The organism is Frigoribacterium sp. SL97 (assembly GCF_026625765.1).
Classification (GTDB): domain Bacteria; phylum Actinomycetota; class Actinomycetes; order Actinomycetales; family Microbacteriaceae; genus Frigoribacterium.
The window spans coordinates 1,914,437-1,940,637 of the sequence record NZ_CP113062.1 but is presented as its reverse complement, the minus strand read 5'-3'; the positions used below and the strand labels follow the sequence as shown (position 1 = coordinate 1,940,637).

The 26,201-nt window shown below is 68.5% G+C and carries 26 protein-coding genes and 1 pseudogene; 14 read left to right on the top strand and 13 right to left on the bottom strand.

Annotated features, from left to right (window positions below):
• Window positions 1-87: 87 nt before the first annotated feature.
• The 5 genes from gap to OVA02_RS09255 all read left to right on the top strand — a co-directional run bounded on the left by gap (window position 88) and on the right by OVA02_RS09255 (window position 3,863).
• Complete coding sequence (gap, locus tag OVA02_RS09275) at window positions 88-1,092, top strand: type I glyceraldehyde-3-phosphate dehydrogenase (RefSeq protein WP_043595015.1); 1,005 nt, start codon at window positions 88-90, stop codon at window positions 1,090-1,092.
• 63 nt (window positions 1,093-1,155) lie between these two features.
• Window positions 1,156-2,367 carry a phosphoglycerate kinase gene (locus OVA02_RS09270; protein ID WP_056045239.1) on the top strand — a complete coding sequence of 404 codons (1,212 nt, stop codon included), beginning with the start codon at window positions 1,156-1,158 and terminating at the stop codon, window positions 2,365-2,367.
• Window positions 2,361-3,149: a triose-phosphate isomerase gene (gene tpiA, locus OVA02_RS09265; protein WP_056045237.1), complete on the top strand. Its 789-nt coding sequence runs from the start codon at window positions 2,361-2,363 to the stop codon at window positions 3,147-3,149. Before OVA02_RS09270 ends, tpiA begins: the two co-directional genes overlap by 7 nt.
• Before the next feature lie 106 nt (window positions 3,150-3,255).
• On the top strand, window positions 3,256-3,507 hold the full coding sequence (secG, locus tag OVA02_RS09260) for a preprotein translocase subunit SecG (protein ID WP_043595012.1): 252 nt from the start codon (window positions 3,256-3,258) through the stop codon (window positions 3,505-3,507).
• A complete protein-coding gene (locus OVA02_RS09255; RefSeq protein ID WP_043595011.1) occupies window positions 3,507-3,863 on the top strand; it encodes an RNA polymerase-binding protein RbpA in 357 nt (118 codons plus the stop codon). The genes secG and OVA02_RS09255 overlap by 1 nt, the downstream gene beginning before the upstream one ends.
• Before the next feature lie 111 nt (window positions 3,864-3,974).
• Here OVA02_RS09255 and pgl read toward each other — a convergent pair whose 3' ends face one another.
• The 6 genes from pgl to tkt form a co-directional block, all read right to left on the bottom strand.
• Window positions 3,975-4,745, bottom strand: a complete 771-nt coding sequence (gene pgl, locus OVA02_RS09250) for a 6-phosphogluconolactonase (protein WP_056045234.1) — start codon at window positions 4,743-4,745, stop codon at window positions 3,975-3,977.
• 15 nt (window positions 4,746-4,760) lie between these two features.
• Window positions 4,761-5,714 carry a glucose-6-phosphate dehydrogenase assembly protein OpcA gene (locus tag OVA02_RS09245; protein ID WP_056045231.1) on the bottom strand — a complete coding sequence of 318 codons (954 nt, stop codon included), beginning with the start codon at window positions 5,712-5,714 and terminating at the stop codon, window positions 4,761-4,763.
• Window positions 5,711-7,246: a glucose-6-phosphate dehydrogenase gene (zwf, locus tag OVA02_RS09240; protein ID WP_056045228.1), complete on the bottom strand. Its 1,536-nt coding sequence runs from the start codon at window positions 7,244-7,246 to the stop codon at window positions 5,711-5,713. Before zwf ends, OVA02_RS09245 begins: the two co-directional genes overlap by 4 nt.
• 113 nt (window positions 7,247-7,359) lie before the next feature.
• Complete coding sequence (locus OVA02_RS09235; protein ID WP_056045225.1) at window positions 7,360-8,955, bottom strand: glucose-6-phosphate isomerase; 1,596 nt, start codon at window positions 8,953-8,955, stop codon at window positions 7,360-7,362.
• Window positions 8,952-10,079 (bottom strand): transaldolase, encoded by a 1,128-nt coding sequence (gene tal / locus OVA02_RS09230; RefSeq protein ID WP_056045222.1) that lies wholly within the window; start codon window positions 10,077-10,079, stop codon window positions 8,952-8,954. Before tal ends, OVA02_RS09235 begins: the two co-directional genes overlap by 4 nt.
• A 28-nt stretch (window positions 10,080-10,107) precedes the next feature.
• A complete protein-coding gene (gene tkt, locus OVA02_RS09225) occupies window positions 10,108-12,201 on the bottom strand; it encodes a transketolase (protein ID WP_056045218.1) in 2,094 nt (697 codons plus the stop codon).
• A 281-nt stretch (window positions 12,202-12,482) separates the two neighbouring features.
• Here tkt and OVA02_RS09220 point away from each other — a divergent pair, with 281 nt between their 5' ends.
• Entirely contained in the window at window positions 12,483-13,406 is a 924-nt protein-coding gene (locus OVA02_RS09220; RefSeq protein ID WP_056045215.1) for a heme o synthase, read from the top strand.
• A gap of 4 nt (window positions 13,407-13,410) precedes the next feature.
• On the top strand, window positions 13,411-13,845 hold the full coding sequence (locus tag OVA02_RS09215; protein WP_267658046.1) for a GNAT family N-acetyltransferase: 435 nt from the start codon (window positions 13,411-13,413) through the stop codon (window positions 13,843-13,845).
• A 17-nt stretch (window positions 13,846-13,862) separates the two neighbouring features.
• Here the strand turns inward: OVA02_RS09215 and OVA02_RS09210 are convergent, their stop codons facing one another.
• Window positions 13,863-14,831 carry a COX15/CtaA family protein gene (locus tag OVA02_RS09210; protein WP_267658044.1) on the bottom strand — a complete coding sequence of 323 codons (969 nt, stop codon included), beginning with the start codon at window positions 14,829-14,831 and terminating at the stop codon, window positions 13,863-13,865.
• Window positions 14,832-15,130: 299 nt separating this feature from the next.
• On the opposite strand from OVA02_RS09210, the pseudogene sufB reads away from it, so the two are divergent.
• From sufB to OVA02_RS09185, 5 genes and pseudogenes are all read left to right on the top strand, one after another.
• Window positions 15,131-16,550: pseudogene (gene sufB / locus OVA02_RS09205) on the top strand (Fe-S cluster assembly protein SufB).
• Entirely contained in the window at window positions 16,551-17,777 is a 1,227-nt protein-coding gene (gene sufD, locus OVA02_RS09200) for a Fe-S cluster assembly protein SufD (protein WP_082460223.1), read from the top strand.
• Window positions 17,777-18,109: a non-heme iron oxygenase ferredoxin subunit gene (locus tag OVA02_RS09195; RefSeq protein WP_082460222.1), complete on the top strand. Its 333-nt coding sequence runs from the start codon at window positions 17,777-17,779 to the stop codon at window positions 18,107-18,109. The genes sufD and OVA02_RS09195 overlap by 1 nt, the downstream gene beginning before the upstream one ends.
• Window positions 18,110-18,122: 13 nt before the next feature.
• Window positions 18,123-18,908, top strand: a complete 786-nt coding sequence (sufC, locus tag OVA02_RS09190) for a Fe-S cluster assembly ATPase SufC (RefSeq protein WP_056045210.1) — start codon at window positions 18,123-18,125, stop codon at window positions 18,906-18,908.
• 2 nt (window positions 18,909-18,910) lie between these two features.
• Window positions 18,911-19,243 carry a metal-sulfur cluster assembly factor gene (locus OVA02_RS09185; RefSeq protein WP_043594998.1) on the top strand — a complete coding sequence of 111 codons (333 nt, stop codon included), beginning with the start codon at window positions 18,911-18,913 and terminating at the stop codon, window positions 19,241-19,243.
• A gap of 102 nt (window positions 19,244-19,345) precedes the next feature.
• On the opposite strand, the gene OVA02_RS09180 is transcribed toward OVA02_RS09185, so the two are convergent.
• Window positions 19,346-19,951 (bottom strand): biotin transporter BioY, encoded by a 606-nt coding sequence (locus OVA02_RS09180; RefSeq protein ID WP_056045207.1) that lies wholly within the window; start codon window positions 19,949-19,951, stop codon window positions 19,346-19,348.
• A 148-nt stretch (window positions 19,952-20,099) separates the two neighbouring features.
• Between OVA02_RS09180 and OVA02_RS09175 the strand changes: the two genes are divergently transcribed.
• Window positions 20,100-21,698, top strand: a complete 1,599-nt coding sequence (locus OVA02_RS09175; RefSeq protein ID WP_056045204.1) for an ABC-F family ATP-binding cassette domain-containing protein — start codon at window positions 20,100-20,102, stop codon at window positions 21,696-21,698.
• A gap of 103 nt (window positions 21,699-21,801) precedes the next feature.
• On the opposite strand, the gene OVA02_RS09170 is transcribed toward OVA02_RS09175, so the two are convergent.
• The 3 genes from OVA02_RS09170 to OVA02_RS09160 are packed head-to-tail and all read right to left on the bottom strand — an operon-like array spanning window position 21,802 to window position 23,260.
• Window positions 21,802-22,653, bottom strand: a complete 852-nt coding sequence (locus tag OVA02_RS09170; RefSeq protein ID WP_267658039.1) for an SURF1 family protein — start codon at window positions 22,651-22,653, stop codon at window positions 21,802-21,804.
• Window positions 22,650-22,886 carry a hypothetical protein gene (locus tag OVA02_RS09165; protein WP_056045199.1) on the bottom strand — a complete coding sequence of 79 codons (237 nt, stop codon included), beginning with the start codon at window positions 22,884-22,886 and terminating at the stop codon, window positions 22,650-22,652. The genes OVA02_RS09170 and OVA02_RS09165 overlap by 4 nt, the downstream gene beginning before the upstream one ends.
• A complete protein-coding gene (locus OVA02_RS09160; protein WP_267658038.1) occupies window positions 22,886-23,260 on the bottom strand; it encodes a DUF3099 domain-containing protein in 375 nt (124 codons plus the stop codon). Before OVA02_RS09160 ends, OVA02_RS09165 begins: the two co-directional genes overlap by 1 nt.
• 205 nt (window positions 23,261-23,465) lie before the next feature.
• Between OVA02_RS09160 and fabG the strand changes: the two genes are divergently transcribed.
• Window positions 23,466-24,176, top strand: coding sequence for a 3-oxoacyl-ACP reductase FabG (gene fabG, locus OVA02_RS09155; RefSeq protein ID WP_056045191.1), 711 nt, complete (start codon window positions 23,466-23,468; stop codon window positions 24,174-24,176).
• Between the two features lie 58 nt (window positions 24,177-24,234).
• Here the strand turns inward: fabG and serB are convergent, their stop codons facing one another.
• Both serB and OVA02_RS09145 read right to left on the bottom strand, forming a co-directional pair.
• Window positions 24,235-24,873 carry a phosphoserine phosphatase SerB gene (gene serB, locus OVA02_RS09150; RefSeq protein ID WP_056045188.1) on the bottom strand — a complete coding sequence of 213 codons (639 nt, stop codon included), beginning with the start codon at window positions 24,871-24,873 and terminating at the stop codon, window positions 24,235-24,237.
• Between the two features lie 53 nt (window positions 24,874-24,926).
• Window positions 24,927-26,168 (bottom strand): glucose-1-phosphate adenylyltransferase, encoded by a 1,242-nt coding sequence (locus OVA02_RS09145; RefSeq protein ID WP_054146106.1) that lies wholly within the window; start codon window positions 26,166-26,168, stop codon window positions 24,927-24,929.
• Window positions 26,169-26,201 lie beyond the last annotated feature (33 nt).

Here is a 26,201-nt window from a genome sequence, read left to right as displayed (position 1 = left end):
AGGTCATCGAGAATTCGGGCGTCGCCACGGGCCTGGTCGCCCACACCCTCCACGCGTCCCCACGACGCCTGATCATCAGGAGTTTCATTGACCGTCAAGATCGGCATCAACGGCTTCGGTCGCATCGGCCGCAACTACTTCCGCGCGGCGCTCGCCAAGGGAACCGACATCGAGATCGTCGCCGTCAACGACCTGACCGACAACGCCGCCCTCGCGCACCTCCTCAAGTTCGACTCGATCACGGGACGTCTCGACGCGACCGTCGAGCTGGACGGCGACTCGATCGTCGTCGACGGCAAGCCGATCAAGGTCCTCGCCGAGCGCGACCCCGCCAACCTGCCCTGGGGCGAGCTGGGCGTCGACATCGTCGTCGAGTCGACCGGTTTCTTCACGAAGGCCGAGGACGCACGCAAGCACATCACCGCCGGCGCGAAGAAGGTCCTCATCTCGGCTCCGGCCACGGGTGACGACGCCACCATCGTGCTGGGTGTGAACGAGGGCATCTACGACCCCGCCAACCACCACATCATCTCGAACGCGTCCTGCACGACGAACAGCCTGGCCCCCCTGATGAAGGTGTTCCTGGACAACTTCGGCGTCGAGCGCGGTCTCATGACGACGGTCCACGCGTACACGGCCGACCAGAACCTGCAGGACGGTCCGCACAAGGACCCCCGCCGTGCCCGTGCCGCCGCGCTCAACATCGTCCCGACGTCGACCGGCGCCGCCAAGGCCATCGGCCTCGTGATCCCCGAGCTCGCCGGCAAGCTCGACGGTTACGCCCTGCGCGTGCCCGTGCCCACCGGCTCGATCACCGACGTGACCCTCGAGACCAGCACGCCGGTGACGGTCGAGCAGATCAACGCCGCCTACAAGGCCGCCGCCGAGGGTGAGCTCAAGGGCATCCTGGCCTACTCCGAGGACCCTCTGGTGTCGACGGACATCACGACCGACCCGCACTCGTCGATCTACGACTCGGGCCTGACCAAGGTCATCGGCAACCTCGTCAAGATCACCTCGTGGTACGACAACGAGTGGGGCTACTCGAACCGTCTCGTCGACCTGACGAAGTACGTGGCCGACCGCCTCTAGTCCGACCTCGGTGCCCCGGCCCTCACGGGCCGGGGCACCTTCCTCCGAACCCGAAACGAACCCATGAGCCTGCGTACCCTCGATTCCCTCGGTCCCCTGTCGGGCAGACGCGTCATCGTCAGATGCGACCTCAACGTCCCTCTGAAGGACGGCGAGATCACCGACGACGGCCGCATCCGTGCCTCCCTCGAGACCCTCGACCTGCTGATCAACCAGGGGGCCAGGGTCGTGGTCATCTCGCACCTCGGCCGCCCCGACGGCGAGGCGAAGCCCGAGTACAGCCTCAGACCGGTCGCCCAACGCCTCAGCGAACTCCTCGGGAAGAGCGTCGGCTTCGCCGCGCACACCGTGGGTGACGAGACCGCCGCAGCAGTGGACGACCTCACCGACGGCCAGATCGTCGTCCTCGAGAACCTCCGCTTCAACGCCGCCGAGACGTCGAAGGACGAGTCCGAGCGTCAGGAGTTCGCCGCACGCCTGGCCGAGCTCGGTGACGTGTTCGTCTCCGACGGCTTCGGGGTCGTGCACCGCAAGCAGGCGAGTGTGTACGAGTTGCCCGCGCTCCTCCCGAGCGCGGCCGGGACGCTCATCTCGCGTGAACTCGAGGTCCTCGACAAGCTGACCGAGAACCCCACGCGCCCCTACAGCGTCGTCCTCGGCGGCTCGAAGGTCTCCGACAAGCTCGGCGTCATCGAGCACCTCCTTCCCCGGGTCGACAACCTGCTCATCGGTGGAGGGATGCTCTTCACGTTCCTCGCCGCCCAGGGACTCCCCGTCGGCAAGAGCCTGCTCGAGAAGGACCAGCTCGACCGGGTCCGCGGCTACGTCGACGAGGCCGCGCGCCGGGGCGTCAACCTCGTGCTCCCCGTCGACGTGGTGGTCGCCTCGTCCTTCAGCGCGGACGCCGAGCACACGGTGGTCGCCTCGGACGGCATCGAATCCTCTGCTCTGGGCTCCGAGGCACTGGGCCTGGACATCGGCCCCGAGACGGCCGCGCGCTTCGCGGAGACCGTCCAGACGTCGTCCACGGTCTTCTGGAACGGTCCGATGGGAGTCTTCGAGTTCCCCGCCTTCGCACACGGCACCCAGAAGGTCGCCGACGCGTTGACCCGGGTCTCCGGTCTCGGCGTCGTGGGCGGCGGCGACTCGGCCGCGGCCGTTCGTGCCCTGGGGTTCTCCGACGACCAGTTCGGCCACATCTCCACCGGCGGTGGAGCCAGCCTCGAGTTCCTCGAGGGCAAACGACTCCCCGGACTGGAGGTCCTCGGATGGTGACCACACGCACGCCCCTCATCGCCGGCAACTGGAAGATGAACCTCGATCACCTGCAGGCGATCGCGTTCGTCCAGAAGCTCGCATGGTCCCTCAAGGACGCCAAGCACGACTTCGACGCGGTCGAGACCGCGGTGTTCCCGCCGTTCACCGACCTCCGAAGCGTGCAGACCCTGCTCGACGCCGACAAGCTCGAGTTGGCTCTCGGAGCCCAAGACCTGTCCGCTCACGACTCGGGCGCCTACACGGGCGAGATCTCGGGGCAGTTCCTCGCCAAGTTGGACGTGCGCTACGTCCTGGTCGGGCACTCTGAGCGTCGGACGCTCCATGCCGAGGACGACGAGGTCGTGGCGACGAAGGTCGCCGCCGCGCATCGCTCGGGCCTCGTCCCCGTCGTCTGCGTCGGTGAGACGGCCGACGATCTCGAGCAGCACGGCCCCAGCGCGGTGCCCGTGGCCCAGCTCCGTGCGGCGCTCGCCCAGGTGCCGGCCTCCGCCGAGATCGTCGTCGCCTACGAGCCCGTCTGGGCCATCGGCTCCGGACAGGCCGCCACGGCCGAGCAGGCCGAGCAGGTCTGCGCGGCCCTGCGGGCGGCCCTGGTCGAGATCGTCGGTCCGGACGCCGCCGCCACCACCCGCGTCCTCTACGGCGGCTCGGTCAAGTCCACGAACATCGCATCGTTCATGCGAGAGCCCAACGTCGACGGAGCCCTCGTCGGTGGGGCGAGCCTCGACGTGTCCGAGTTCGCCAACATCGTCCGCTTCCAGGCGCACGTCGGCGTCTGACGGGCCGGGTGCGTCGCCCGTCGGCGCCCCTCCGACTCGGCCTGCCAGGGCGACGGCCTCTCGCGGTTATACTGTTCAGCGGTCTCACCGCATCGAAAGGTCCTACGTGGAAATTCTCCAGGTCATCCTGCAGGTGTTGCTCGGCATCACGAGCCTCCTGTTGACCCTCCTCATCCTGCTCCACCGCGGCCGTGGTGGCGGTCTGTCCGACATGTTCGGCGGTGGCGTCACGAGCAACCTCGGGGCATCCGGCGTCGCCGAACGCAACCTCAACCGCATCACGGTCTTCCTGGGTCTCGTCTGGATCACCTGCATCGTGGTCCTGGGCCTCATCACCAAGTTCGCGGCGGTCAGCTGATGGCCTCGGGCGGTAGCGCAATCCGCGGCTCGCGCGTCGGCGCAGGTCCCATGGGTGAGCAAGATCGCGGCTTCCACGCCGAGCGGATCACCATCTCGTACTGGGATGCCCTCGGCAACGAGGTCGTCCGTCACTTCGCGGCCAACGTGCCCGACGAAGAGATCCCCGAGACCGTCGACTCACCCTCGAGTGGATTGCCGGCAGGGCGCGACAAGGCGAACCCGCCGACGGTCGCGAAGCTGGAGCCGTACAAGACGCACCTCGCGTACGTCAAAGAGCGACGGACCGAAGAAGAAGCCGAGCAGTTGCTCGAAGAGGCTCTGCAGCAGCTGCGAGTCCGACGCGGCAAGGCCTGATCCAGCCGATCGCGCCTCCCGGTGTCTCCACACCGGACATGACGAAGGGCCCCGCAGCCGCGAGCTGCGGGGCCCTTCGTCATGCCGGCGTCGGTGCGCCCGCGGCGGGACTCAGTAGGTGGAGGCGATCAAGTTCTCGGGGACCTCAGCCGCCGCGTCCTGGTCGACGAAGAAGACCGTCCGCTTGCGTCCCTTGACCCCTGCCACCGGCACCTGGTCTGCGCCGGCACCCGCCAGGGCGAGCCCCAACGACGAAGCCTTCTCGGCTCCGGCGAGGATCATCCAGACGCGCTGGGAGTTGTTGATGACCGGCAGGCTCAACGTGAGGCGTACGGGCGGAGGCTTGGGGGAGTCGTCGATCGTGAGCACGGTCGGCTCGAGCTGACGGATCTGTGCCTTGTCCGGGAACAACGAGGCGACGTGACCGTCGGGACCGACCCCGAGGAGCGTGATGTCGAAGCGGGGGGCCGCGTCGTCGGCCTGTGCGTGCTGCAGCAACTCGTTCCGGTAAGCGTCGGCGGCCGCCTCGACGTCGTCGAAGTCGCCGACCGCACCGAATCGGTGGACGTTCTCGGGCAGCAACCCGATGTGGTCGAGCAGGTCGATGCCGGCCTGGGTGTCGTTTCGGTCCGCGTCCCCTGCGGGGACCCAGCGCTCGTCGGCCCACCAGATCGAGACCTTCGACCAGTCGACGCTGTCACGAGCCGGCGACGCGTTGATGGCCGCCAGCACGAGGGTGCTCACCGAGCCACCGCTGACGACGACCGACGCGTAGTTTTGCTCTTCGAGCACGTCGATGATCTTGGTGATGAAGCGGGCGGCCACGGAGGCACCCAGCGATTCTTTGTCGGGGTGGACCAGCACCCGGCGTTCGTTCGTCACGGTTCTCTATCTGCTCTAGTTGCTCTGGACGGGTTCGCTCAGTTGGCCGACCCCGTGTCTCACGACGTTCCCGAACAGGTCGTCGGGGTCGAGTCTACGGAGTTCCTCGGCCAGGCAGTCGCGCAGCGAGCGGCGTGGCAGCGCGAGGTCGTGCGTGGGTTGACCCGGTTGGGTGAGCGTCGCCACGTCGTCCAGGGAGCGTTCGAGGACGATGGACCCGGAGGCGCGGACCAGTTGGACACCGTGGATGCCGCTCGATCCCGTCGCCCGGGTCGTCAGCTCACCGTCGACGGGTACCTGGAGCTGCAGACGCAACCAGGCGGCCAAGAGCAAAGTCGACGGAGAATCGGGTGCGCCGGAGACACCGACCTCGGTGACCGATTCGTAAGGCGGTTGGTCGAGCACGGCAGCCAGTTGCGCCCGCCAGAGGGTGAGCCGGGTCCAGGCGAAGTCGGTGTCGCCGGGAGCGTAGCTCCGGGCGAGGTCGATGATCGACTGGCGTGGGTTGGACTGGCTCGCCGCATCCGTGATCCGCCGTTGCGCGATGCGCCCGAGGGGAGACTCGGAGACGACGGCGGGAGCGGTCTTCGGCCACCAGGCGACGACGGGAGCGTCGGGCAGCAGGAGCCCGGTCACGAGCCCCTCCTCGTCGCTCGCGGTCTCTCCGTAGGCCCGGAGCAGGATGACCTCGCTGGCACCGGCGTCGCCGCCCACCCGGATCTGCGCGTCCAGTCGCCCGTCGACCTCGTCGAGATCGAGGTCGGTCGACGTGGAGACGACGATGACCCTCATGGGGTGCTCTCGCGAGGCGTCGTTCGCGGCCTCGATGGCTTCCTCCTCGTCACCGAGACGGGTGGAGATGATCAGGGTGAGGACTCGGCCCAGCGCGACCGCGCCTCCTTCTTCCCGGATCTTGACCAGCGTCTTCTGGACGCGGCTGATGGTGCTGTCGGGCAGGTCGACGATCACGGACGCCTCCAGGTACGGCCGTCACGGGCCATGAGTTCGTCGGCAGAGGCGGGTCCCCACGTGCCGGGTCGGTACTGTTCGGGCTGACCCTCAGTCGCCCAGAACTCCTCGATCGGGTCGAGGATCTTCCAGGAGAGCTCGACCTCCTCGTGCCGGGGGAACAGGGGCGGGTCGCCCAGGAGGACGTCGAGGATGAGACGCTCGTAGGCCTCCGGGCTCGCCTCGGTGAAGGCGTGCCCGTATCCGAAGTCCATCGTGACGTCACGGACCTGCGTGCCGATCCCGGGCACCTTGGACCCGAAGCGCAGGGTCACTCCCTCGTCGGGCTGGACCCGGATCACGAGGGCGTTCTGCCCCAGCGACGTCTGCGTGCCGAAGATGTTCTCGGGCACCTGCTTGAAGACGACGGCGATCTCGGTCACGCGACGGCCGAGACGCTTTCCGGCCCGGAGGTAGAAGGGGACTCCCGCCCACCGCCGGGTCGCGATCTCGAGCTTGATGGCGGCGAACGTCTCGGTCGTGCTCTCGGGATTCATGCCTTCTTCGTCCAGGAATCCGAGCACCTTCTCTCCGCCCTGCCACCCCCCGGCGTACTGACCCCGCGCGGTTCCCGCGGCGAGGTCGGCGGGGAGGCGGACGGCCGAGAGGATCTTCTCCTTCTCGGCCCGGAGGTCACGGGCGGCGAAGGTGACCGGTTCTTCCATCGCCGTCAGGGCGAGGAGCTGGAGGAGGTGGTTCTGGATGACGTCACGAGCGGCGCCGATGCCGTCGTAGTAACCGGCGCGGCCGCCGACGCCGATGTCCTCGGCCATGGTGATCTGCACGTGGTCGACGTAGTTGGAGTTCCAGAGAGGTTCGTACATCTGGTTGGCGAACCGCAGCGTGAGGAGGTTCTGCACCGTCTCTTTGCCGAGGTAGTGGTCGATTCGGAACACGCTGTCGGGCTCGAAGACGGTCTCGACGACGGCGTTGAGCTCGCGGGCCGTCGTGAGGTCGCTGCCGAAGGGCTTCTCGATGACGACGCGTCTCCACGCACCGTCCTTCTCCTCGGCGAGGCCCGAGTTGCGCAACTGCTCGGTGACCATGGGGAACGCCTTGGGCGGGATCGAGAGGTAGAAGGCGTGGTTGCCCATCGTCCCGCGCTCACGATCGAGCTCTTCGATGGTGTCCTTGAGCCGAGCGAACGCGTCGGCGTCGTCGAAGACCCCCTGGACGAAACGGAAGCCTTCTTTGAGTTGACGCCAGACGTCTTCGTCGAAAGGCGTGCGAGCGTGCTCCTTGACGGCCTGGTACACGACCTGTTCGAAGTCCTGGCCCTCGAATTCACGACGGGCGAAGCCGACGAGCGCGAAGCCGGGGGGCAGCAGGCCACGGTTGGCCAGGTCGTACACGGCGGGCATGAGCTTCTTGCGGGAGAGATCACCCGTCACACCGAAGATGATGAGACCGCTGGGCCCCGCGATGCGGTTGAGACGTCGGTCGGAGGGCAACCGGAGCGGGTTGGACTCCGGCGTGATCGGCACCGGTGACATGATGTTCCGTTCTGTGGTTCGAAGGTGTTCCGGTCGGGACGGGCGGAGACGGCCGGGAACACCGGTGGCAAGGCGAAAGGGCCGGCGCCCCTGGGGACGCCGGCCCTTTCGGCTCAGCGGAGTGCGGCGGTGATGACCGGCAGCGCGGCCGCCACGTCGGTCACCGTCAGCGTGAGCACGGGACGACCGTGCTCGGCCAGGACCTTGGCATCACCGGCGGCCTGGGCCTGCACGAGCTGCCCGAACGTGAACGGGCTGTCCGGGATCTCGAGGTCGGTCGCGGGGACCTGCGTGATCTGCAGGAACACCCCGTTGGCCGGCCCACCCTTGTGGTATTGACCCGTCGAGTGCAAGAAGCGCGGACCCCATCCGAAGGTGACGGGACGCTGCGTGCGCATCGCGAGGAGGTCGCGGACCTCTTCGAGCTGGGGGTTCGCCACGCGGTCGACGTAGGCCTGGATCGAGACGTAGCCGTCATCGCTCAGGTGCGAGAGGAGCGCGGCCACGGCGGACTCGAGAGAGTCGCCCAGCTCGATTCCCCCGACCTCGCGGACCTCGACACCCTCGGCCGTGAAGGCCGGGGGAGTGGGCTCGGGACGGTCGTCGAGCAACGCCCGCGTCGCGACCTTGGCCGACTCGACGTCGGGCTGGTCGAACGGGTTGATGTCGAGCAGACGCCCGGCCACGGCGACGGCGTACTCCCAGACCATGATCTGGCCACCGAGCGAACCCGAGATCTCGACCTCGCCGGGCGCGACCTCACGGGTCTCGTCGGCGTTCGCCACGAGACGGACGACCTGCACGTCGTGCAGCCCCGCCGTGATCTCGGGGGCGGAGGTGCCGATGACGACGGGGAGCAGGCCGCGACCCTGCTTGCCGGTCGACTCGGCGATGAGCTGTTCGGCCCAGTCCGGGAACCCCACGATGTGGGTGCCGTCGGCGACGATGGCGATCTTGTCGCGCAGGGGCGAGGTGCCTGCCAGGACGGCACCCAACACGAGACCCGGGTTGTCGGCGCGGTCCTGGGCCAGCTCGACCGTGACGGCGTCGGCCTCGGCGAGCAGCTCGCGGATGTCGGCGCCGGCCAGGCCGGACGGCACGAGGCCGAACGCCGACAGGGCCGAGTAGCGCCCGCCGATGTTGGGGTCGGCGTTGAAGACGCGGTAACCGGCCTCACGGGCCTGCCCGTCGAGGGGCGATCCGGGATCGGTGACCACGACGATGCGCTCGACGGGGTCGATGCCGGCGTCGGTGAACGCCTTCTCGAAGGTCTTGCGCTGGCTGGCGGTCTCGACGGTGGAACCCGACTTCGACGAGACCACGAGCACGGTGCGCTCGAGACGGTCGGCGAGGGCCGTGAGGACCTGACCGGGCTCCGTGGCGTCGAGCACGGTGAGCTCGACGCCGTAGGTGCGGGTGATGACCTCGGGCGCGAGCGACGATCCACCCATGCCCGCGAGCACGACGTGATCGACGCCCTTGGCGGCGAGCTCGTCCCGGAGCGAGTCGATCTCGTCGAGCAGCGGAGTCGAGACCACGACGGCCTCGGTCCAGCCGAGACGCTTGGCGGACTCGTCCTCGGCGTCAGGGCCCCACAGGGTGGGGTTCTGAGCCGTGATGCCCGAGGCGACGAGGTCGCTCACGAGCTGCGGGACGACCGTCTCGACCGCCTGTGCGGCGTCGCCGCTGGCAGCGATGGTGATGGTCACTTGGACTCCCCGGCGGGCTTGGCGGCCTCGAGGGCAGCGGTGACCGTGTCGAGCAGTTCGTTCCACGAGACGACGAACTTCTCGACGCCCTCTTTCTCGAGGGCCTCGGTCACGTCGTCGTACGAGACGCCCTGCGCCGCGATCGCGTCCATGGTCTCGTTGGCCGAGGCGTAGGAGGCGCTGATCGTGTCGCCACGGACGTCACCGTGGTCGAAGGTCGCCTCGAGCGTCTTCTCGGGCATCGTGTTGACGACGTCCTGGGCGACGAGCTCGACCACGTACGTGGTGTCGAGGACGGCGGGGTCCTTGACACCGGTGGAAGCCCAGAGGGGACGCTGCTTGTTGGCGCCGGCGGCGAGGAGGCCCTTGGCCCGCTCGGTGTCGAAGGCCTGCTGGTAGACCTCGTAGGCGAGCTGGGCGTTGGCCACGCCGGCCTTGCCCTTCAGGGCCTTGGCCTCGTCGGTCCCGACCGCGTCGAGACGCTTGTCGATCTCGGTGTCGACGCGCGACACGAAGAACGAGGCGACGGAGTGGATCTCGGTGATGTCGATGCCGGCGGCCTTGGCCTGCTCGAGACCCGTGAGGTACGCGTTGATGACGGCGCGGTAGCGCTCGAGGCTGAAGATCAGGGTCACGTTGACGCTGATGCCCTGGGCGATCACGGCGGTGATGGCCTCGAGGCCCTCGACGGTCGCGGGGATCTTGATCAGGGCGTTGGGGCGACCGACCTTGGCGGCGAGCTTGACCGCCTGGTCGATGGTGCCCTGCGCGTCGTGCGCGAGACCGGGCTCGACCTCGATCGACACGCGGCCGTCGAAGCCGTCCGTCGTGTCGTAGAGCTCGCGGAAGATGTCGCAGGCGCGGGTGACGTCGTCGGTCGTGATCTCGAAGACGGCGTCCGTGACGCTGACACCGGTCTTCGCGAGCAGGGCGACCTGGTCGTCGTAGGCCTCGCCCTTGGCGAGAGCCGACGCGAAGATCGTGGGGTTGGTGGTGACGCCGACGACGTTGCGCTCGGCGATCAGCTTCTGGAGGCCGCCCGCGTTGATGCGCTCACGCGAGAGGTCGTCGAGCCAGATGCTGACGCCTGCGGCGGACAGCTGTGCGGTGTTGGAATCGGTCATGGTGTTCTTCTCTTTCCTTCGTCGTCGCTCAGAGAGCGGCGATCGAGTCCTTGGCGGCGGCGACGGCGGCTTCGGTCGTCATGCCGAACTGCTTGAACAGCGTCTTGTAGTCGGCCGAAGCACCGAAGTGCTCGATCGACACGCTGCGACCGGCGTCACCGACGATGCCGCGCCACGGCATGGCCACACCGGCCTCGATCGAGACGCGGGCCTTGACGGCGGCCGGGAGGACCGCCTCCTTGTACTCGTCGCTCTGCTCGTCGAACCACTCGATGCTCGGTGCCGAGACGACGCGGGCGTTGATGCCCTCGCCGCGCAGGACCTCACGGGCCTCGACGGCGATCTGCACCTCGGAACCCGTGGCGACGAAGATCACGTCGGGCGTTCCGCCCGGTGCCTCGGCCAGGACGTAGGCGCCCTTCGCCACGTTCTTCGCCGACGCGAAGGTGTCACCCTCGGCGTCACCGGTGCCGCGCTCGAAGACGGGCAGGTTCTGACGGCTGAGCGCGATGCCGGCGGGGCCGTGGTGGCGCTCGAGGATCGTCGCCCAGGCCCAGGCCGTCTCGTTGGCGTCGGCGGGACGCACGACGTCGAGGTCGGGGATCGCGCGGAGCGACGCGAGCTGCTCGATCGGCTGGTGCGTCGGACCGTCCTCGCCCAGGGCCACGGAGTCGTGGGTCCAGACGTAGATCGCCGGGGACTTCATCAGTGCCGCGAGGCGGACCGCCGGGCGCATGTAGTCGCTGAAGATCAGGAACGTGCCACCGAACGGGCGCGTGTTGCCGTGCAGCGTGATGCCGTTGAGGATGGCGCCCATCGCGTGCTCGCGGATGCCGAAGTGCAGAACGCGACCGTAGGGGTCTCCGCTCCACTCGTCGGTCGACCACTCGGTGGGGACGAACGACTTCGAGCCCGTGATCGTCGTCAGGTTCGACTCGGCCAGGTCGGCCGACCCGCCCCAGAGCTCGGGGACCACGCCGGCGAGGGCGTTGATGACCTTGCCGGAGGCGGCGCGGGTGGAGACGTCCTTGCCGGCCTCGAAGACGGGGAGCGCTTCTTCGACGCCCTCGGGCAGCTCGTTCGCGAGGATGCGGTCGAGCATGACCTTCTTGTCGGGGTTGGCCGACGCCCAGGCGGCGAGCTTCTCGTCCCACTCGGCGTGCTGGGCCTGACCGCGCTCGACGGCCTTGCGGGTGTGCTCGAGGACGGCGGGGTCGACGTCGAAGGACTTCTCGGGGTCGAACCCGAGGACCGACTTGAGGCCGGCGACCTCGTCGGCGCCGAGGGCCGAACCGTGGATCTTGCCGGAGTTCTGCTTCTTGGGCGAGGGCCAGCCGATGATCGTCTTGAGGATGATCAGGGAGGGCTTGTCGGTGACGGCCTTGGCCTTCTCGATGGCGTCGTGCAGCTCGGCGACGTCCTCGACGTACTCGCCGGTCTTCTTCCAGTCGACGACCTGGACGTCCCAGTCGTAGGACTCGAAGCGCTTGTGGACGTCCTCGGTGAAGGCGATGTTGGTGTCGTCCTCGATCGAGATCTGGTTCGAGTCGTAGATGGCGACGAGGTTGCCGAGCTTCTGGTGCCCGGCCAGCGACGCGGCCTCGCTCGTGACGCCCTCTTGCATGTCGCCGTCACCGGCGATGACGTACACGAAGTGGTCGAAGGGGCTCGTGCCGGGGGCGGCGTCGGGGTCGAACAGGCCGCGCTCGAAACGGGCGGCGTAGGCGAAGCCCACCGAGCTGGCGAAGCCCTGGCCCAGCGGACCGGTGGTGATCTCGATGCCGTCCGTGTGGCCGTACTCGGGGTGGCCGGGGGTCTTCGAGCCCCAGATGCGCAGGGCCTCGAGGTCGTCGAGCTCGAGACCGTAGCCGCCCAGGTAGAACTGGATGTACTGCGTCAGCGAGCTGTGGCCGACGGACAGGATGAACCGGTCGCGACCGATCCAGGTGCTGTCGCTCGGGTCACGACGCATGACCTTCTGGAAGAGCAGGTACGCGGCGGGCGCCAGGCTCATCGCGGTGCCGGGGTGACCGTTGCCGACCTTCTCGACCGCGTCGGCCGCGAGGACGCGGACCGTGTCTACTGCTTTGTTGTCAATGGATTCCCATTGCAGATCTGCCACTGGAAGTTGACCCTTCTTGATGCGAACTGCGCGGGGTCGATTCGCTCCCGCGCTGACGTGCGCCTGCCGAGACGTCGTCGGCTGGGTCGCACACACGCCGGGGCGGAGATCGGGACGGTTCGTCCGGTGATTCGGGACCGAGAGGGCGTACGACTGGCAAGCACCTGTAAGTATAGGGACGAACCCCCTTCGCCCGTCCGCATCGGCCGAGGGTTCGCCGTCAGCGTCGACGTTCATCGCCTAGACTCCTTGGGCAAACCGTTCGTCTCGTTAGAGGACTCATGACCGCAGCCGTTGACATCCGCCCCGACACGTCACCCCGGGGCTTCCGTCGCAAGGCTCGGGCGTACGTCGCCCTCACGAAGCCCCGCGTGATGGAGCTCCTGCTCGTCACCACGGCGCCGACGATGTTCCTGGCCCAGGGCGGCATCCCCAACCTGTGGCTCGTCGCCGCGACGCTGATCGGTGGTGCGCTCAGCGCCGGTTCGGCCTCGGCCTTCAACTGCTACATCGATCGCGACATCGACCGCATCATGAAGCGGACGCAGGGCCGACCCCTCGTGACCGGCGAGGTCAGCGACCGCGAGGCGTTGATCTTCTCGTACGTGGTCGGCGTCGCGTCGATCGTCTGGCTCGGCCTGACGGTCAACCTGCTCTCGGCGGCGCTGTCGCTCGGGGCGATCCTCTTCTACGTCGTCGTGTACACGCTCTGGCTGAAGCGCCGCACGCCGCAGAACATCGTGTGGGGCGGCATCGCCGGGTGCATGCCGGTGCTCATCGGCTGGGCCGCCGTCACGAACGACCTGTCCTGGTCGGCCGTCATCCTCTTCATGGTCATCTTCCTCTGGACGCCGCCGCACTACTGGCCGCTGTCGATGAAGTACCGCGACGACTACGCCGCGGCCGACGTCCCCATGCTCGCCGTGGTGCGCGGCCGGTCGATCGTCGGCCTGCAGGTGATCCTCTACGCCTGGGCCACCGTGGTCTGCTCCCTGATCCTCGTCCCCGTCGCCGGCATGGGCGCGCTTTACACCGTCGTGGCACTCGCGAGCGGGGCCTGGTTCGTCTGGGAGTCGCACCGGCTCTACAGCCGGGCCATCCAGCACGTCGCCGAGGTCCGTCCGATGCGCGTCTTCCACAGCTCCATCACGTACCTCACGCTCCTGTTCGTCGCCGTCGGGGTCGACCCCCTGCTGCCGTTCTGATCCCGTGAGGCCGTCCGACTGGACCGTCCGTCCGGCGCGCCCGGACGACCTCGAACAGCTGACCGCTCTCAAGCTCGTGGTGCTCCGACCCGAGTTCGAGAGGCTCGGCATCTGGAACCCGGCCCGCCACCGGGCTCGATTCGTCCGCGAGTACGTGGCCGACGAGACACGAGTCGTCGAAGGCGACCAGCGCCTCCTCGGCTGCATCGCGCTTCACCCGGACGGCGACACGACCTGGCTCCGTCACTTCTACCTGGTCGAGGAGGCGCGGGGTCACGGGATCGGGACGACCCTCCTCTCGCAGGCGATCGACTCGGTCACCACGGGGTCGGTCACCCTCGACGTGCTCACGGGAAGCCGAGCCGTGTCGCTCTACGAGCGGACGGGCTTCGTCGTCGTCGAGCAGGACGACGTCGACACCGTCATGCGCCGGGGCTAGACCCCCGGTCGCCCGGGTCAGACGCGGGCGGCGGCCGCCTCGACGATCGGCTCGACCTCGTCGGGAGCCTGGTCGTTGCGCAGCGACAGCACCACGGCGGTCGTCGCGGCCACCAGCAGCGCGGCCAGGACCATGTGACTCCCCACGAGCAGGGGCGGCAGTCCGGAGCGAGCCTGGGTGATGCCGACGGCGATCTGGACGAGTTCGACGCCCAGCAGGGCCACGGGGAACCGACGGGGGAGGCCCGCCTGGAGGGTCCAGGCGAGGACCGCCAGGGTGAGAGCGAGGGTCGCGTAGGCCGGCCAGCTGTGGACGTGGTCCATGATCGCCGGGTCGAGGCCGTTGCGGGGGGTCGCCGCATCGCCGGCGTGCGGGCCGGAGCCGGTCGTCAGGACGCCGACGATCACGGTGACGCCGACCACGGCGGCCGTCACGTGGACGAGTCGCGCATAACCACGCGGAGTGGCGGCGTGGTGCCCACGGGGCCCGCGGTACACGCGCCAGAGCAGGGTGGTGGTGAGGGCGACGAGGACGATCGAGACGACGAAGTGTGCCCCGACGATGTACGGGTTCAGACCGGTGAGGACGGTGATCCCCCCGAGCACGGCCTGGAAGGGGATGCTCAGGCCCTGGACGAGGGTGAGCCAGAAGAAGTCGCGGCGGACCTTCCGCATCCGCAGCACGAAAAGGAAGGCGAGGATGACGACGAGCGTGAGCACGAAGGTCAGGAGGCGGTTGCCGAACTCGATGACCCCGTGGATGCCCATCTCGGGCGTGCTGACGAAGGAGTCGGCGGTGCAGCGTGGCCAGGTGGGGCAGCCGAGCCCCGATCCCGTGAGCCGCACCGCACCTCCCGTGCCGATCAGCAGCACCTGGCAGACGAACGACGCCCACGCGACGAAACGGACCCGGCGATCGACGGTCGTGGGGAGCCACGACCAGGCTCGGGTCAGGACTCCGGTGGCGCCCACCTGTGCGTTGCTCACGACTTGCTGCCTTTCGTCACTTTCGGCGGTCGGCCCTGTAGAATCAACGGGTTCAGGAACACGACCCGGCAGGGTGTCGACGGAGACATCCGAAGGACGTGAGATCCGCAGAAGCGGGACGCGGCCTTCATCAACAGTCTAAGCAACGCCACCTGACGTCTCGATCATGTCGAGCGTCGGCGGACGGAGCGGCGGCAGCCGACGTGTTCGACTCGCAGGGCGAGCAGCTGGGCCGCTCCACCACCCGGGGAATGCCGTTCGGCCGACCCGTGTTCGGTCCGGCAGAGAAAGAGGTAGTCATGTCAGACGTGTTGATCGATCGACCCGAGCTCGAGAGCCTGGGGCAGTACGAGTTCGGCTGGTCCGACTCCGACACCGCGGGCGCCTCGGCGCGCCGTGGGGTGTCACCCGAGGTCGTCACCGACATCTCGAACTTGAAGAGCGAACCCGAGTGGATGCTCAAGAACAGGCTCAAGGGCCTGACGCTCTTCGAGCGCAAGCCCATGCCGACGTGGGGTGCCGACCTGTCGGGCATCGACTTCGACAACATCAAGTACTTCGTCCGGTCGACCGAGAAGCAGGCGACGACCTGGGACGAGCTGCCCGACGACATCAAGAACACCTACGAGAAGCTCGGCATCCCCGAGGCCGAGCGCAACCCGCCTCGTCGCCGGCGTCGCCGCCCAGTACGAGTCCGAGGTGGTCTACCACCAGATCCGTGAGGACCTCGAGCAGCAGGGTGTCATCTTCATGGACACCGACACCGCGCTGCGCGAGCACCCCGAACTCTTCCAGGAGTACTTCGGCACGGTCATCCCGGCCGGTGACAACAAGTTCGCGGCGCTGAACACCGCCGTGTGGTCGGGCGGCTCGTTCGTGTACGTGCCCAAGGGCGTCCACGTCGAGATCCCGCTCCAGGCGTACTTCCGCATCAACACCGAGAACATGGGTCAGTTCGAGCGGACGCTGATCATCGCCGACGAGGGCAGCTACGTCCACTACATCGAGGGCTGCACGGCCCCGATCTACAAGTCGGACTCCCTGCACTCGGCCGTGGTCGAGATCATCGTGAAGAAGAACGCCCGAGTGCGGTACACGACGATCCAGAACTGGTCGAACAACGTGTACAACCTGGTCACCAAGCGGGCGATCGCGCACGAGGGCGCCACCATGGAGTGGATCGACGGCAACATCGGCTCGAAGGTGACGATGAAGTACCCGTCCATCTACCTGGTCGGTGAGCACGCCAAGGGCGAGACCCTGTCCGTGGCCTTCGCGGGCCCCGGTCAGCACCAGGACGCCGGCGCGAAGATGATCCACATGGCGCCTTACACGACGTCGTCCATCGTGTCGAAGTCGATCGCGCGAGGCGGCGGTCGCGCGGGTTACCGTGGCGAGGTGCGAGTCGACGAGGCCGCCCACCACGCGGCCAACACGGTCCGCTGTGACGCCCTGCTCGTCGACACGATCTCTCGTTCCGACACCTACCCCGCGATCGACATCCGCGTCGACGACGTCCAGCTCGGTCACGAGGCGACGGTGTCGCGGGTCAGCGAAGAGCAGCTCTTCTACCTCATGTCACGCGGCATGGCCGAAGACGAGGCCATGGCCATGATCGTCCGTGGCTTCATCGAGCCCATCGCCCGCGAACTCCCGATGGAGTACGCGCTCGAACTCAACAAGCTCATCGAGATGAGCATGGAAGGATCAGTCGGCTAGATGTCCGCCGCAGCACCCACCACCACACCAGAGTCCACCACCACGCCGGGCGTCCAGCACGGCGCGGGTGCCCACAGTGACGGCGGCTGGGGCCTCGTGCCCGTCCAGACGCGTTCCGAGCGGTTCACCTCGGTCGACCCCACGGCGTTCCCCGACGTGACCGGTCGCGAGGTGGACTGGAAGCTCAGTCCGGTGTCGCGCCTCCGTCCGTTGATCGACGGAGACCTCGACGGCTCGCCTTACGCCTACCTGGCCCGCGAGACGCCCGGCGCGACCGTCGAATGGGTCGACCGGTCCGACTCCCGTGTCGGCACGGCGGGCACTCCCGAGGACAAGGCCGCCGCCAACGCGTGGTCGAGCGTCGAGAAGGTGCTCGTCGTGACCCTCGACGGCGACGAACCGTCGGCCATCACCATCGGCCGCTCGGGCCTCGACCGTGAACCACGGGCGGGTCACACGCTGATCCACGCCAAGGCCAACAGCCAGTCCATGGTCGTCCTCCGCAACACCGGATCGGCCCAGCTGGTCGAGAACGTCGAGATCGTCGTGGACGAGGGCGCGCACCTCACCGTCGTCACGCTCCAGGAGTGGGACGACGACGCCGTGCACGTCGCGAGCCACCACGCCCGGATCGGGCGCGACGCCCAGCTGAAGCACTTCGTCGTCAGCCTGGGTGGCTCGGTCGTCCGGGTCAACCCGTCGGCCCACCTGGCCGAGCAGGGCGCGGACGCCGAGCTCTACGGCGTGTACTTCGCGGACGCCGGTCAGCACCTCGAACAGCAGGTGTACGTGAACCACGACGCCCCCAAGACGCGGAGCCGGGTGAACTACAAGGGCGCCCTGCAGGGTGCCGGTGCCCGCACGGTGTGGATCGGCGACGTCCTGATCGGTCGGACGGCACCAGGCACCGACAGCTACGAGCAGAACCGCAACCTGGTGCTGAGCGAGGGCACGCGCGCCGACTCGATCCCGAACCTCGAGATCGAGACCGGCGACATCGAAGGCGCCGGTCACGCCAGCGCGACGGGTCGCTTCGACGACGAGCACCTCTTCTACCTCCAGTCGCGCGGCATCTCCGAGCACGAGGCGCGTCGCCTCGTCGTCCTCGGATTCCTCGTCGAGGTCATCCAGAAGATCGGGGACGCCGACCTGCAGGCCCGCCTCGTGGACGCCATCGAGGTCGAACTGGCCGCGGGCGAGGCGACCTCGACCGAGACGATCGCCTGATGGCGACGAAGGTCTGCGGCGTCGACGACGTCAGCCCCTCCCAGGCCCATCGCGTCGTCGTCGACGGCGTCGCGATCGCCGTCGTGAAGGACAGCGCCGGCACGATCCACGCCATCGGCGACACCTGCACCCACGGCGACATCTCGCTCTCCGAGGGCTTCGTCGAGGACGACACCCTCGAATGCTGGGCCCACGGCTCGAAATTCGAGCTCACCACCGGCAAGCCGCTCACGCTGCCCGCCTACGAACCCGTACCGGTCTTCTCGGTCTCCGTCATCGACGGCGAGGTGTACGTCGACACCACCTCGACCTCCACCGACGCCGCACAGTAAAGGAACAGAACGCATGTCCACTCTCGAGATCCGTGACCTCAAGGTCAGCATCGACACCGACGCCGGCCCCAAGCCCATCCTCAAGGGCGTCGACCTCACCATCAACGAGGGCGAGATCCACGCCGTCATGGGCCCCAACGGCTCGGGCAAGTCGACGCTCGCCTACACGATCGCCGGCCACCCCCGCTACAACGTCGACGGCGGATCGATCCTGCTCGACGGTCGCGAGGTGCTCGAGATGAGCGTCGACGAGCGTGCCAAGGCGGGCCTCTTCCTCGCCATGCAGTACCCCGTCGAGATCCCCGGCGTCACGGTCTCGAACTTCCTCCGGACGGCCAAGACGGCCCTGGACGGCGAGGCCCCCGCGATCCGCGGCTGGATCAAGGACCTCCGCGAGTCGATGACCGCCCTCAAGATGGACTCGGCCTTCGCCGAGCGCAACGTCAACGAGGGCTTCTCGGGTGGCGAGAAGAAGCGCCACGAGATCATGCAACTCGAACTCTTGAAGCCGAAGTTCGCCGTCCTCGACGAGACCGACTCCGGTCTGGACGTCGACGCCCTCAAGATCGTGTCCGAGGGTGTCAACCGCGCGAAGGCCAACACCGGCCTCGGTCTGTTGCTCATCACGCACTACACGCGCATCCTCCGCTACATCAAGCCCGACTTCGTCCACGTCTTCGTCGACGGCCACGTCGCCGACGAGGGCGGCCCCGAGCTGGCCGACCGTCTCGAGAACGAGGGCTACGACCGGTACGTGACGGCAGCCGCCGCCGAGGCCGCCGCGACCTCGGCGGTCTGACCATGGCCGTCGCACTCAGCCCCGAGAAGTTCGACCAGACCATCGAGGCCCTGAAAGAGGTCGTCGACCCCGAGCTGGGCGTCAACATCGTCGACCTCGGTCTCATCTACGACCTGGCGATGGACGAAGAGCACGAGAACGCCCTCATCATCAGCATGACGCTCACGAGTGCAGGCTGCCCGTTGACGGACGTCATCGAGGGCGACACGGCGAACGCCTTGGACGGGGTCGTGGACGCGTTCCGCATCAACTGGGTGTGGATGCCGCCGTGGGGCCCCGACCGCATCACGGACGACGGACGCGACATGATGCGAGCCATCGGGTTCTCCATCTGAGAGTCGCCCGACGACGCGACACGACGAAGCCCCGCCCCTCCGAGAGGGGCGGGGCTTCGTCGTCGCGTCCCTCGCCGGGCACGCCGGGGGAGCGGGAGGCAGCTAGTCGCCGATGCGCTTCAGCGCACGCCAGGCGAGCGGCAGGGCCGCCGCCGCGATCAGCCACTTGGCGATCCCGCCCACGATGAACGGGTACAGACCGGCGGCGAGGACGCTCGGCAGGTCGTTCGGCAGGCCCAGCGATCCGAGCACGACGGCCAGGTAGGGGAGGCCCACGGCGAAGGGGATCAGGCTCGCGAGGAAGAACGCGGCGGCAGAACGCCACCATTTCTTGTCCCATTCGCGCTCGGAGAGCCAGCCGATGACGGCAGCCGCCACGACGAATCCGATGACGAAGCCGAAGCTCGGCTTGAGGACGCTGAGGGGACCGCCCGAGAACTCGGCGAAGATCGGCAGGCCGGCGACTCCCAGCACGAGGTAGGTGGCCAACGACAGCGCCCCTCGACGGGCCCCGAGGGAGGCGCCGACGAGCATGACGCCGAGCGTCTGTCCCGTGACGGGCACCGGCCAGAGCGGCACCTGGACCTGCGCGAGCGCCGAGACGACGGCGACTCCACCGAGGACGAGGGCCACGTCGGCGGCGGCGCCCCGGGCCACCAGACGGTCGGCGAGGACCGGCCGTGAGGTCGATGCGGCAGTGTTCGTCATGGGGACTCCTAGAATGGGTAGGTTGATCGGCCGAGCGGCTGGTCGGCAGCGCAGTGCTGCGACCCTCTCCACACGACGTCCCCATCTTATGGGCGGCCCCCTTCCGGGCCCCGTTGTGGACTCCTCACCAATCGATTGGACATCTGCTGTGCTCTCCGTGCACGATCTCGAGATCCGCGTCGGCGCGCGCCTCCTCATGGCCGACGTCTCGTTCCGGGTCGACCGGGGCGACAAGATCGGCCTCGTCGGCCGCAACGGCGCCGGCAAGACGACCATGACCAAGACGCTGGCCGGCGAGACCCTCCCGACGGGCGGCAAGATCGAGCGCTCCGGAGAGATCGGCTACCTGCCGCAGGACCCCCGCAGCGGCAACCCCGAGGACCTCGCCCGGACGCGCATCCTCGACGCCCGAGGTCTCGGCCAGTTGCTGCTCGGCATCCAGGAGGCGACCCTGGCCATGGGCGACCCCGACCCCGCCGTCGCCGCCCGCGCCATGAAGCGCTACGGCGACCTCGACGACCAGTTCAACGCGCTCGGCGGGTACGCGGCCGAGGCCGAGGCGGCGTCCATCGCGAGCAACCTCAGCCTGCCCGACCGCATCCTCGACCAGCCCCTGTCGACGTTGTCGGGTGGTCAGCGCCGGCGCATCGAGCTGGCCCGCATCCTCTTCTCGGCGGCCGACACGATGATCCTCGACGAGCCGACGAACCACCTCGACGCCGATTCGGTCGTCTGGCTGCGCGAGTACCTGAAGACCTACCAGGGCGGCGTCATCGTGATCAGCCACGACATCGAACTCGTCGAGGAGGTCGTCAACCGCGTCTTCTACCTGGACGCCAATCGACAGGCGATCGACGTCTACAACATGGGTTGGCGGAACTACCAGCGACAGCGCGCCGCCGACGAGGAGCGCCGCAAGAAAGAGCGCTCGAACGCCGAGAAGCAGGCCTCGGCCCTGCAGAAGCAGGCGGCCCGGTTCGGCGCCAAGGCGTCCAAGGCCGCGGCGGCCCACCAGATGGTGGCACGGGCCGAGAAGCTCCTCTCCGGCCTCGACGAGGTCCGCGCGGTCGACCGCGTGGCGAAGCTGCGCTTCCCGACGCCGGTCGCGTGTGGCAAGACGCCGCTGATGGCCTCGAACCTCTCGAAGAGCTACGGTTCCCTCGAGATCTTCACGGCCGTGGACCTCGCCATCGACCGCGGCTCGAAGGTCGTCATCCTGGGCCTGAACGGTGCGGGCAAGACGACGCTGCTCCGCATCCTCGCCGGGGTCGACGCTCCCGACACCGGGCAGCTCGAACCGGGCCACGGGTTGCGGGTCGGCTACTACGCCCAGGAGCACGAGACGATCGACGTCAAGCGCAGCGTCCTCGAGAACATGGTGTCCTCCTCTCCGAACATCACCGAGATGGAGGCGCGACGCGTGTTGGGCTCGTTCCTCTTCACGGGCGACGACTCGGCGAAGCCGGCCGGCGTGCTGTCCGGCGGCGAGAAGACGCGACTGGCGCTGGCCATGATCGTCGTCTCGGGGGCGAACGTCCTGCTGCTCGACGAGCCCACCAACAACCTCGACCCCGCGAGCCGACTCGAGATCCTCGACGCCCTGAGCAACTACGAGGGGGCCGTCGTCCTGGTGAGCCACGACGAGGGTGCCGTCGAGGCCCTGAACCCCGAGCGAGTGCTGATCATGCCCGAGGGCACCGAGGACCACTGGACCCCGGACTACTCCGACCTGATCAACCTCGCCTGACCCGGGCACCGGCCCAAGCCCCAAGCCCCAGGCCCCAGGCCCCAGGCTCCCGGCCCTGGGTGCCGTGGGGCCCCGGTCCACCCGGTCCCGGCCGGCGGTCCGGTCAGCGGTGAGCGCCGTCCAGGATCTCGTCCTCGACGTCGTTGTCGTGGCGGGGTCGGGCGTCACGACGGCGCTGGCGTTCTGCCTCGCGTTCGACGAGTTCGTCGTCGTCCGCGTTCTGGTTGCGGTACTCCTGGCGGAACACGTAGAACAGGAACCCGAAGGCACCGACCGCGAACATGAGCCACTGGACGAAGTACGACAGGTTCAGACCGGTGTCGATCTCGGGCTTCGTGGACGGCACGGGTGCCGTGGCCGGCGCGGGGCTCTCGCTGACGACCAGACCGTAGGCGCTCGAGTAGACGGGCTGCCCGACTCGCGATTCGACCTCGCTGAGTTGGATGGTCGCGATCTGGTTCGTCCCGGGGACGCCCGTGCGGTCGCCCAGTGCCGGCTCGCCCGGCTTCAGGCGTGCGACCACGGTGACGTCGCCCGGAGGAGGCGCGGGCACGACGTCGGGGGAGTCCTGGGCGTTGCCGGTGGGTACCCAACCGCGGTCCACCACGAAGACGTCGCCCTGGGTGGTGCGGAACGGGACGAGGACCTCGAAGCCGGGTTGGCCGTTGAGCGGACGGTTGCGGACCAGCAACTCGTCGTCGGTGAGGTAGCGCCCCGTCATCTCGACCGGTTGCCACTCCTGGGCCGCGTCGTAGGACGACAGTTCGGGCAGGGCCTGGTGGAGGGGGACCGGGTCGGCGTCGTAGGTCTGCTCGAGCTGGTGCACGACCGCGAGCTTCTCGTCGTGTCGGGACCACTGCCAGTGCGCGAGGAACACGCAGATGATCGCGAACGCGACGGCGACGGCGAGGTAGCCCAGCCATCTGCGTGAGAGGGCGAAGCGGATGTTCGTCACCGCGCCTCCGTTCCGACCTGTTCGACGACCTCTGACACCCCCGTCACGACGACCGGGAAGTCACGTGCCGCGAGGAACTCGCGCAGGAAGTCGACGTGCTCGTCGCATGCCGACCACACCTTGACCCGGTCGATGCCGTGGATCTTGGGGTTGCGCCAGTGGACATTATGCCGTGCCTCGGCTCGACAGGAGGCGCGAGAGCACTGGACGCCGACGGGATCGAGACCGAGCATCAGACGGTGGGCCGATCGTGGTCGGGCTCGCCGGGATCGTCGTCGGACGGGGCTGCGGGGCCCGCAGGACCGGCGTCGCCGTCGACCACCGTCGGTCGGAACGGCGCCTGGGGCTCGCGGTACAGCTCGATGCCGCCGGGGCTCTCGACCGCGTCGCCGGACTCGTGACCGACGTTGGCGAACACCACGGCGATGTACGGGATGACGACGGCACCGATGACGGGCAACAACGTCCACCACCCGAGGGGGAAGACGAAGCAGAGGGCGATGCAGACCAACCTGATGCCCATCGCCACCAGGTACTTGACCATGCGGGAGTGCCGGTCGTCGGTGGGGGAGGGGGGCAGGGACGTGATCGTGTTCGAGGCCTTCACGGGGCACACCTCGATGTCGGGAGGAGGGTGGACGCACCACGGACGGGTGCCGGATCGATCTCGGGGACCAGACGTCCGGGGGACCGCCTCGATCCTAAGACCCGGGTCCGACAGTAGGCTGGTCGGCGGCCTGCCGATCACAGGTTCGCCGTGAGTCCGCCGCACCGAGCGGTGGCCGTCGAGATCGCCCCCGAGGAGACCACCCATGACCACGCCCCGCACCGTCCTCGTCACCGGCGGCAACCGAGGCATCGGCTTCGCCATCGCGGAGGAGTTCGTCGCCCAGGGACACCGCGTCGCCGTCACCGCCCGGAGCGGTCAGGGCCCCGAGGGCACGCTGACCGTCGTCGCCGACGTCACCGACGCCGCCTCGATCGACGCGGCCTTCAGCACCGTCGAGGCCGAGCTCGGCCCGGTCGAGGTCGTCGTGGCCAACGCCGGCATCACGAAGGACGGTCTGCTCATGCGCATGACCGAGGACGACTTCACCTCGGTCGTCGACACCAACCTCGGCGGGGCCTTCCGCGTCGTGAAGCGGGCGTCCAAGGGCATGCTCAAGGCCCGGTTCGGGCGCATCGTGCTCGTGTCGAGCGTGGTCGGCCTCTACGGCGGACCGGGTCAGGCCAACTACGCAGCCTCGAAGGCGGGCCTCGTCGGCTTCGCCCGCTCCCTGACCCGCGAGCTCGGTGCCCGCGGCATCACCGCCAACGTGGTGGCCCCCGGCTTCGTCGAGACCGACATGACCGCCGTCCTGCCCGAGGCTCAGCAGGCCGAGTACAAGAAGAGCATCCCCGCCGGCCGGTACGGCACGACGGCGGAGGTCGCGAAGACGATCACGTGGCTCGCGGGCGACGACGCCGCCTACATCTCGGGTGCCGTGATCCCCGTCGACGGCGGCCTCGGCATGGGCCACTAGGCCCACCGGGCAGGAGGCGCGGGTCGACCACCGACGGGCGCCCGCCTCGTCCGGTGGCTCAGCCCCGGAGCCCGAGCAGGGGCAGCACCTGCGACAGGTCGTTCGTCCCGACGACCACGTCGGCGCGCTCCCGGACCCGCGGCTTGGCGTTGAACGCCACAGAGAGCCCTGCCACGGCCATCATCTCGAGGTCGTTGGCCCCGTCGCCGACCGCGACGGTGTGCGCGAGGTCGACCCGCGCCTCCTCGGCCCATCCGCGAAGAGCGGCGGCCTTGGCGTGCGCGTCGATCACGGGACCGGAGACCCGTCCGGTCAGCCTGCCCCCTCGGAGCTCGAGGCGGTTGGCCCGGCGGAAGTCGAGCCCCAGGTCGTCCGCGAGCGGGTCGAGGGTCTCGTGGAACCCACCGGACACGACGCCCACCAGACCGTCGGCGGCATGGACGCCGTCGACGAGTTCACGGACGCCGCGGGTCGGCGTGAGGTGCGCTCGGACCTCGGCGAGGACCGACTCGGGCAGACCCTCGAGGGTCGCGACGCGCTCGGCGAGACTCGCGGCGAAGTCCAGCTCGCCGGCCATGGCCCGGGAGGTCACGTCCTCGACGTGTGCCCGGGTGCCGGCGGCGTCGGCGAGGAGTTCGATGACCTCGTCCTCGATGAGGGTGGAGTCGACGTCGAGGACGATGAGGAAACGCGGCACGCCGACAGCCTAGGGCCGCCGACGCACCGCGCCGCTCGTGTGACTCCGGGCGTCTACTGGTCGACCCGGACGCCCTTGCCGACCACCGTGATGCCGGAGGGCGTGACGGTGAACCCGCGGGCCCGGTCGGCCTCGGGATCGACGCCGACGGAGGCGCCGGCCGCGATGACGACGTCCTTGTCGAGGATCGCCCGGTTGACGACGGCGTTCGGGCCGACGTGGGCCCGCTCGAAGACCACCGAGTCGACGACCCGCGAGCCGCTGTCGAGGGTGCACCATGGCCCCAGGACGCTGCGCTCCACGTGCGCTCCCGAGAGCAACGAACCGAGCGACACGATCGAGTCGATCGTCGTGCCGAGGTTGCCGTGGCCGTCGCGGACGAACTTCGCGGGGGGCGAGTTGAGCTGCTGGCTGAAGATCGGCCAGTCGGTGTTGTAGAGGTTGAAGATCGGCAGGGCCGAGATCAGGTCGCGGTGCGCGTCGTAGAACGAGTCGATGGTGCCGACGTCGCGCCAGTAGTAGCGGTCGCGCTCGGTCGACCCGGGCACCTCGTTGCGGTTGAGGTCGTACACCGCCGCGTCGCCCCGGGAGACGAAGTCGGGGACGATGTCCCCGCCCATGTCGTGGTTGGAGTCGGGCTTCTCACCGTCGCGCAGCACGGCGTCGATCAGGACGTCCGCATCGAAGACGTAGTTGCCCATCGACGCGAGGATCTCGTCGGGGGAGTCCGGCAGGCCCGTGGCGTCGGTCGGCTTCTCGAGGAACCGGCCGATGCGGGTCGGGTCGTCCGAGTCGACCTCGATCACGCCGAACTGGTCGGCCAGCGAGATGGGCTGACGGATGGCGGCGACGGTGACCCCGGCGCCCGAGGCGATGTGCGCCTCGATCATCTGCGAGAAGTCCATGCGGTAGACGTGGTCGGCACCCACCACGACGACGATGTCGGGCTTCTCGTCACGCAGGAGGTTCAGGCTCTGCAGGATCGCGTCTGCGCTGCCGGCGAACCATCGCTTGCCGAGCCGCTGCTGGGCCGGGACCGAGGCGACGTAGGCACCCAGCAGGCCCTCGATGCTCCAGGTCTGCGACACGTGGCGGTCGAGGCTGTGCGACTTGTACTGGGTCAGGACGACGATCTGCCGGAGACCCGAGTTGATCAGGTTCGACAGGGCGAAGTCGATGAGACGGTAGTTGCCACCGAACGGGACAGCGGGTTTCGCGCGGTCGGCGGTCAGCGGCATCAGGCGTTTGCCCTCGCCACCAGCCAGGACGATGCCGAAGATCTTCTTTGATGCCATGGGGCCAGAATGGCACGATTCGCGGTCGCACGA

What these genes read in the sequence shown, in the direction of transcription:
- OVA02_RS09270 (WP_056045239.1), top strand. Translation starts at nt 1,156, where the DNA reads ATGAGCCTGCGTACCCTCGATTCCCTCGGTCCCCTGTCGGGCAGACGC.
- tpiA (WP_056045237.1), top strand. Translation starts at nt 2,361, where the DNA reads ATGGTGACCACACGCACGCCCCTCATCGCCGGCAACTGGAAGATGAAC.
- OVA02_RS09255 (WP_043595011.1), top strand. Translation starts at nt 3,507, where the DNA reads ATGGCCTCGGGCGGTAGCGCAATCCGCGGCTCGCGCGTCGGCGCAGGT.
- zwf (WP_056045228.1), bottom strand. Translation starts at nt 7,246, where the DNA reads ATGTCACCGGTGCCGATCACGCCGGAGTCCAACCCGCTCCGGTTGCCC.
- tal (WP_056045222.1), bottom strand. Translation starts at nt 10,079, where the DNA reads ATGACCGATTCCAACACCGCACAGCTGTCCGCCGCAGGCGTCAGCATC.
- OVA02_RS09220 (WP_056045215.1), top strand. Translation starts at nt 12,483, where the DNA reads ATGACCGCAGCCGTTGACATCCGCCCCGACACGTCACCCCGGGGCTTC.
- sufD (WP_082460223.1), top strand. Translation starts at nt 16,551, where the DNA reads ATGTCCGCCGCAGCACCCACCACCACACCAGAGTCCACCACCACGCCG.
- OVA02_RS09195 (WP_082460222.1), top strand. Translation starts at nt 17,777, where the DNA reads ATGGCGACGAAGGTCTGCGGCGTCGACGACGTCAGCCCCTCCCAGGCC.
- sufC (WP_056045210.1), top strand. Translation starts at nt 18,123, where the DNA reads ATGTCCACTCTCGAGATCCGTGACCTCAAGGTCAGCATCGACACCGAC.
- OVA02_RS09185 (WP_043594998.1), top strand. Translation starts at nt 18,911, where the DNA reads ATGGCCGTCGCACTCAGCCCCGAGAAGTTCGACCAGACCATCGAGGCC.
- OVA02_RS09180 (WP_056045207.1), bottom strand. Translation starts at nt 19,951, where the DNA reads ATGACGAACACTGCCGCATCGACCTCACGGCCGGTCCTCGCCGACCGT.
- OVA02_RS09165 (WP_056045199.1), bottom strand. Translation starts at nt 22,886, where the DNA reads ATGCTCGGTCTCGATCCCGTCGGCGTCCAGTGCTCTCGCGCCTCCTGT.
- fabG (WP_056045191.1), top strand. Translation starts at nt 23,466, where the DNA reads ATGACCACGCCCCGCACCGTCCTCGTCACCGGCGGCAACCGAGGCATC.
- OVA02_RS09145 (WP_054146106.1), bottom strand. Translation starts at nt 26,168, where the DNA reads ATGGCATCAAAGAAGATCTTCGGCATCGTCCTGGCTGGTGGCGAGGGC.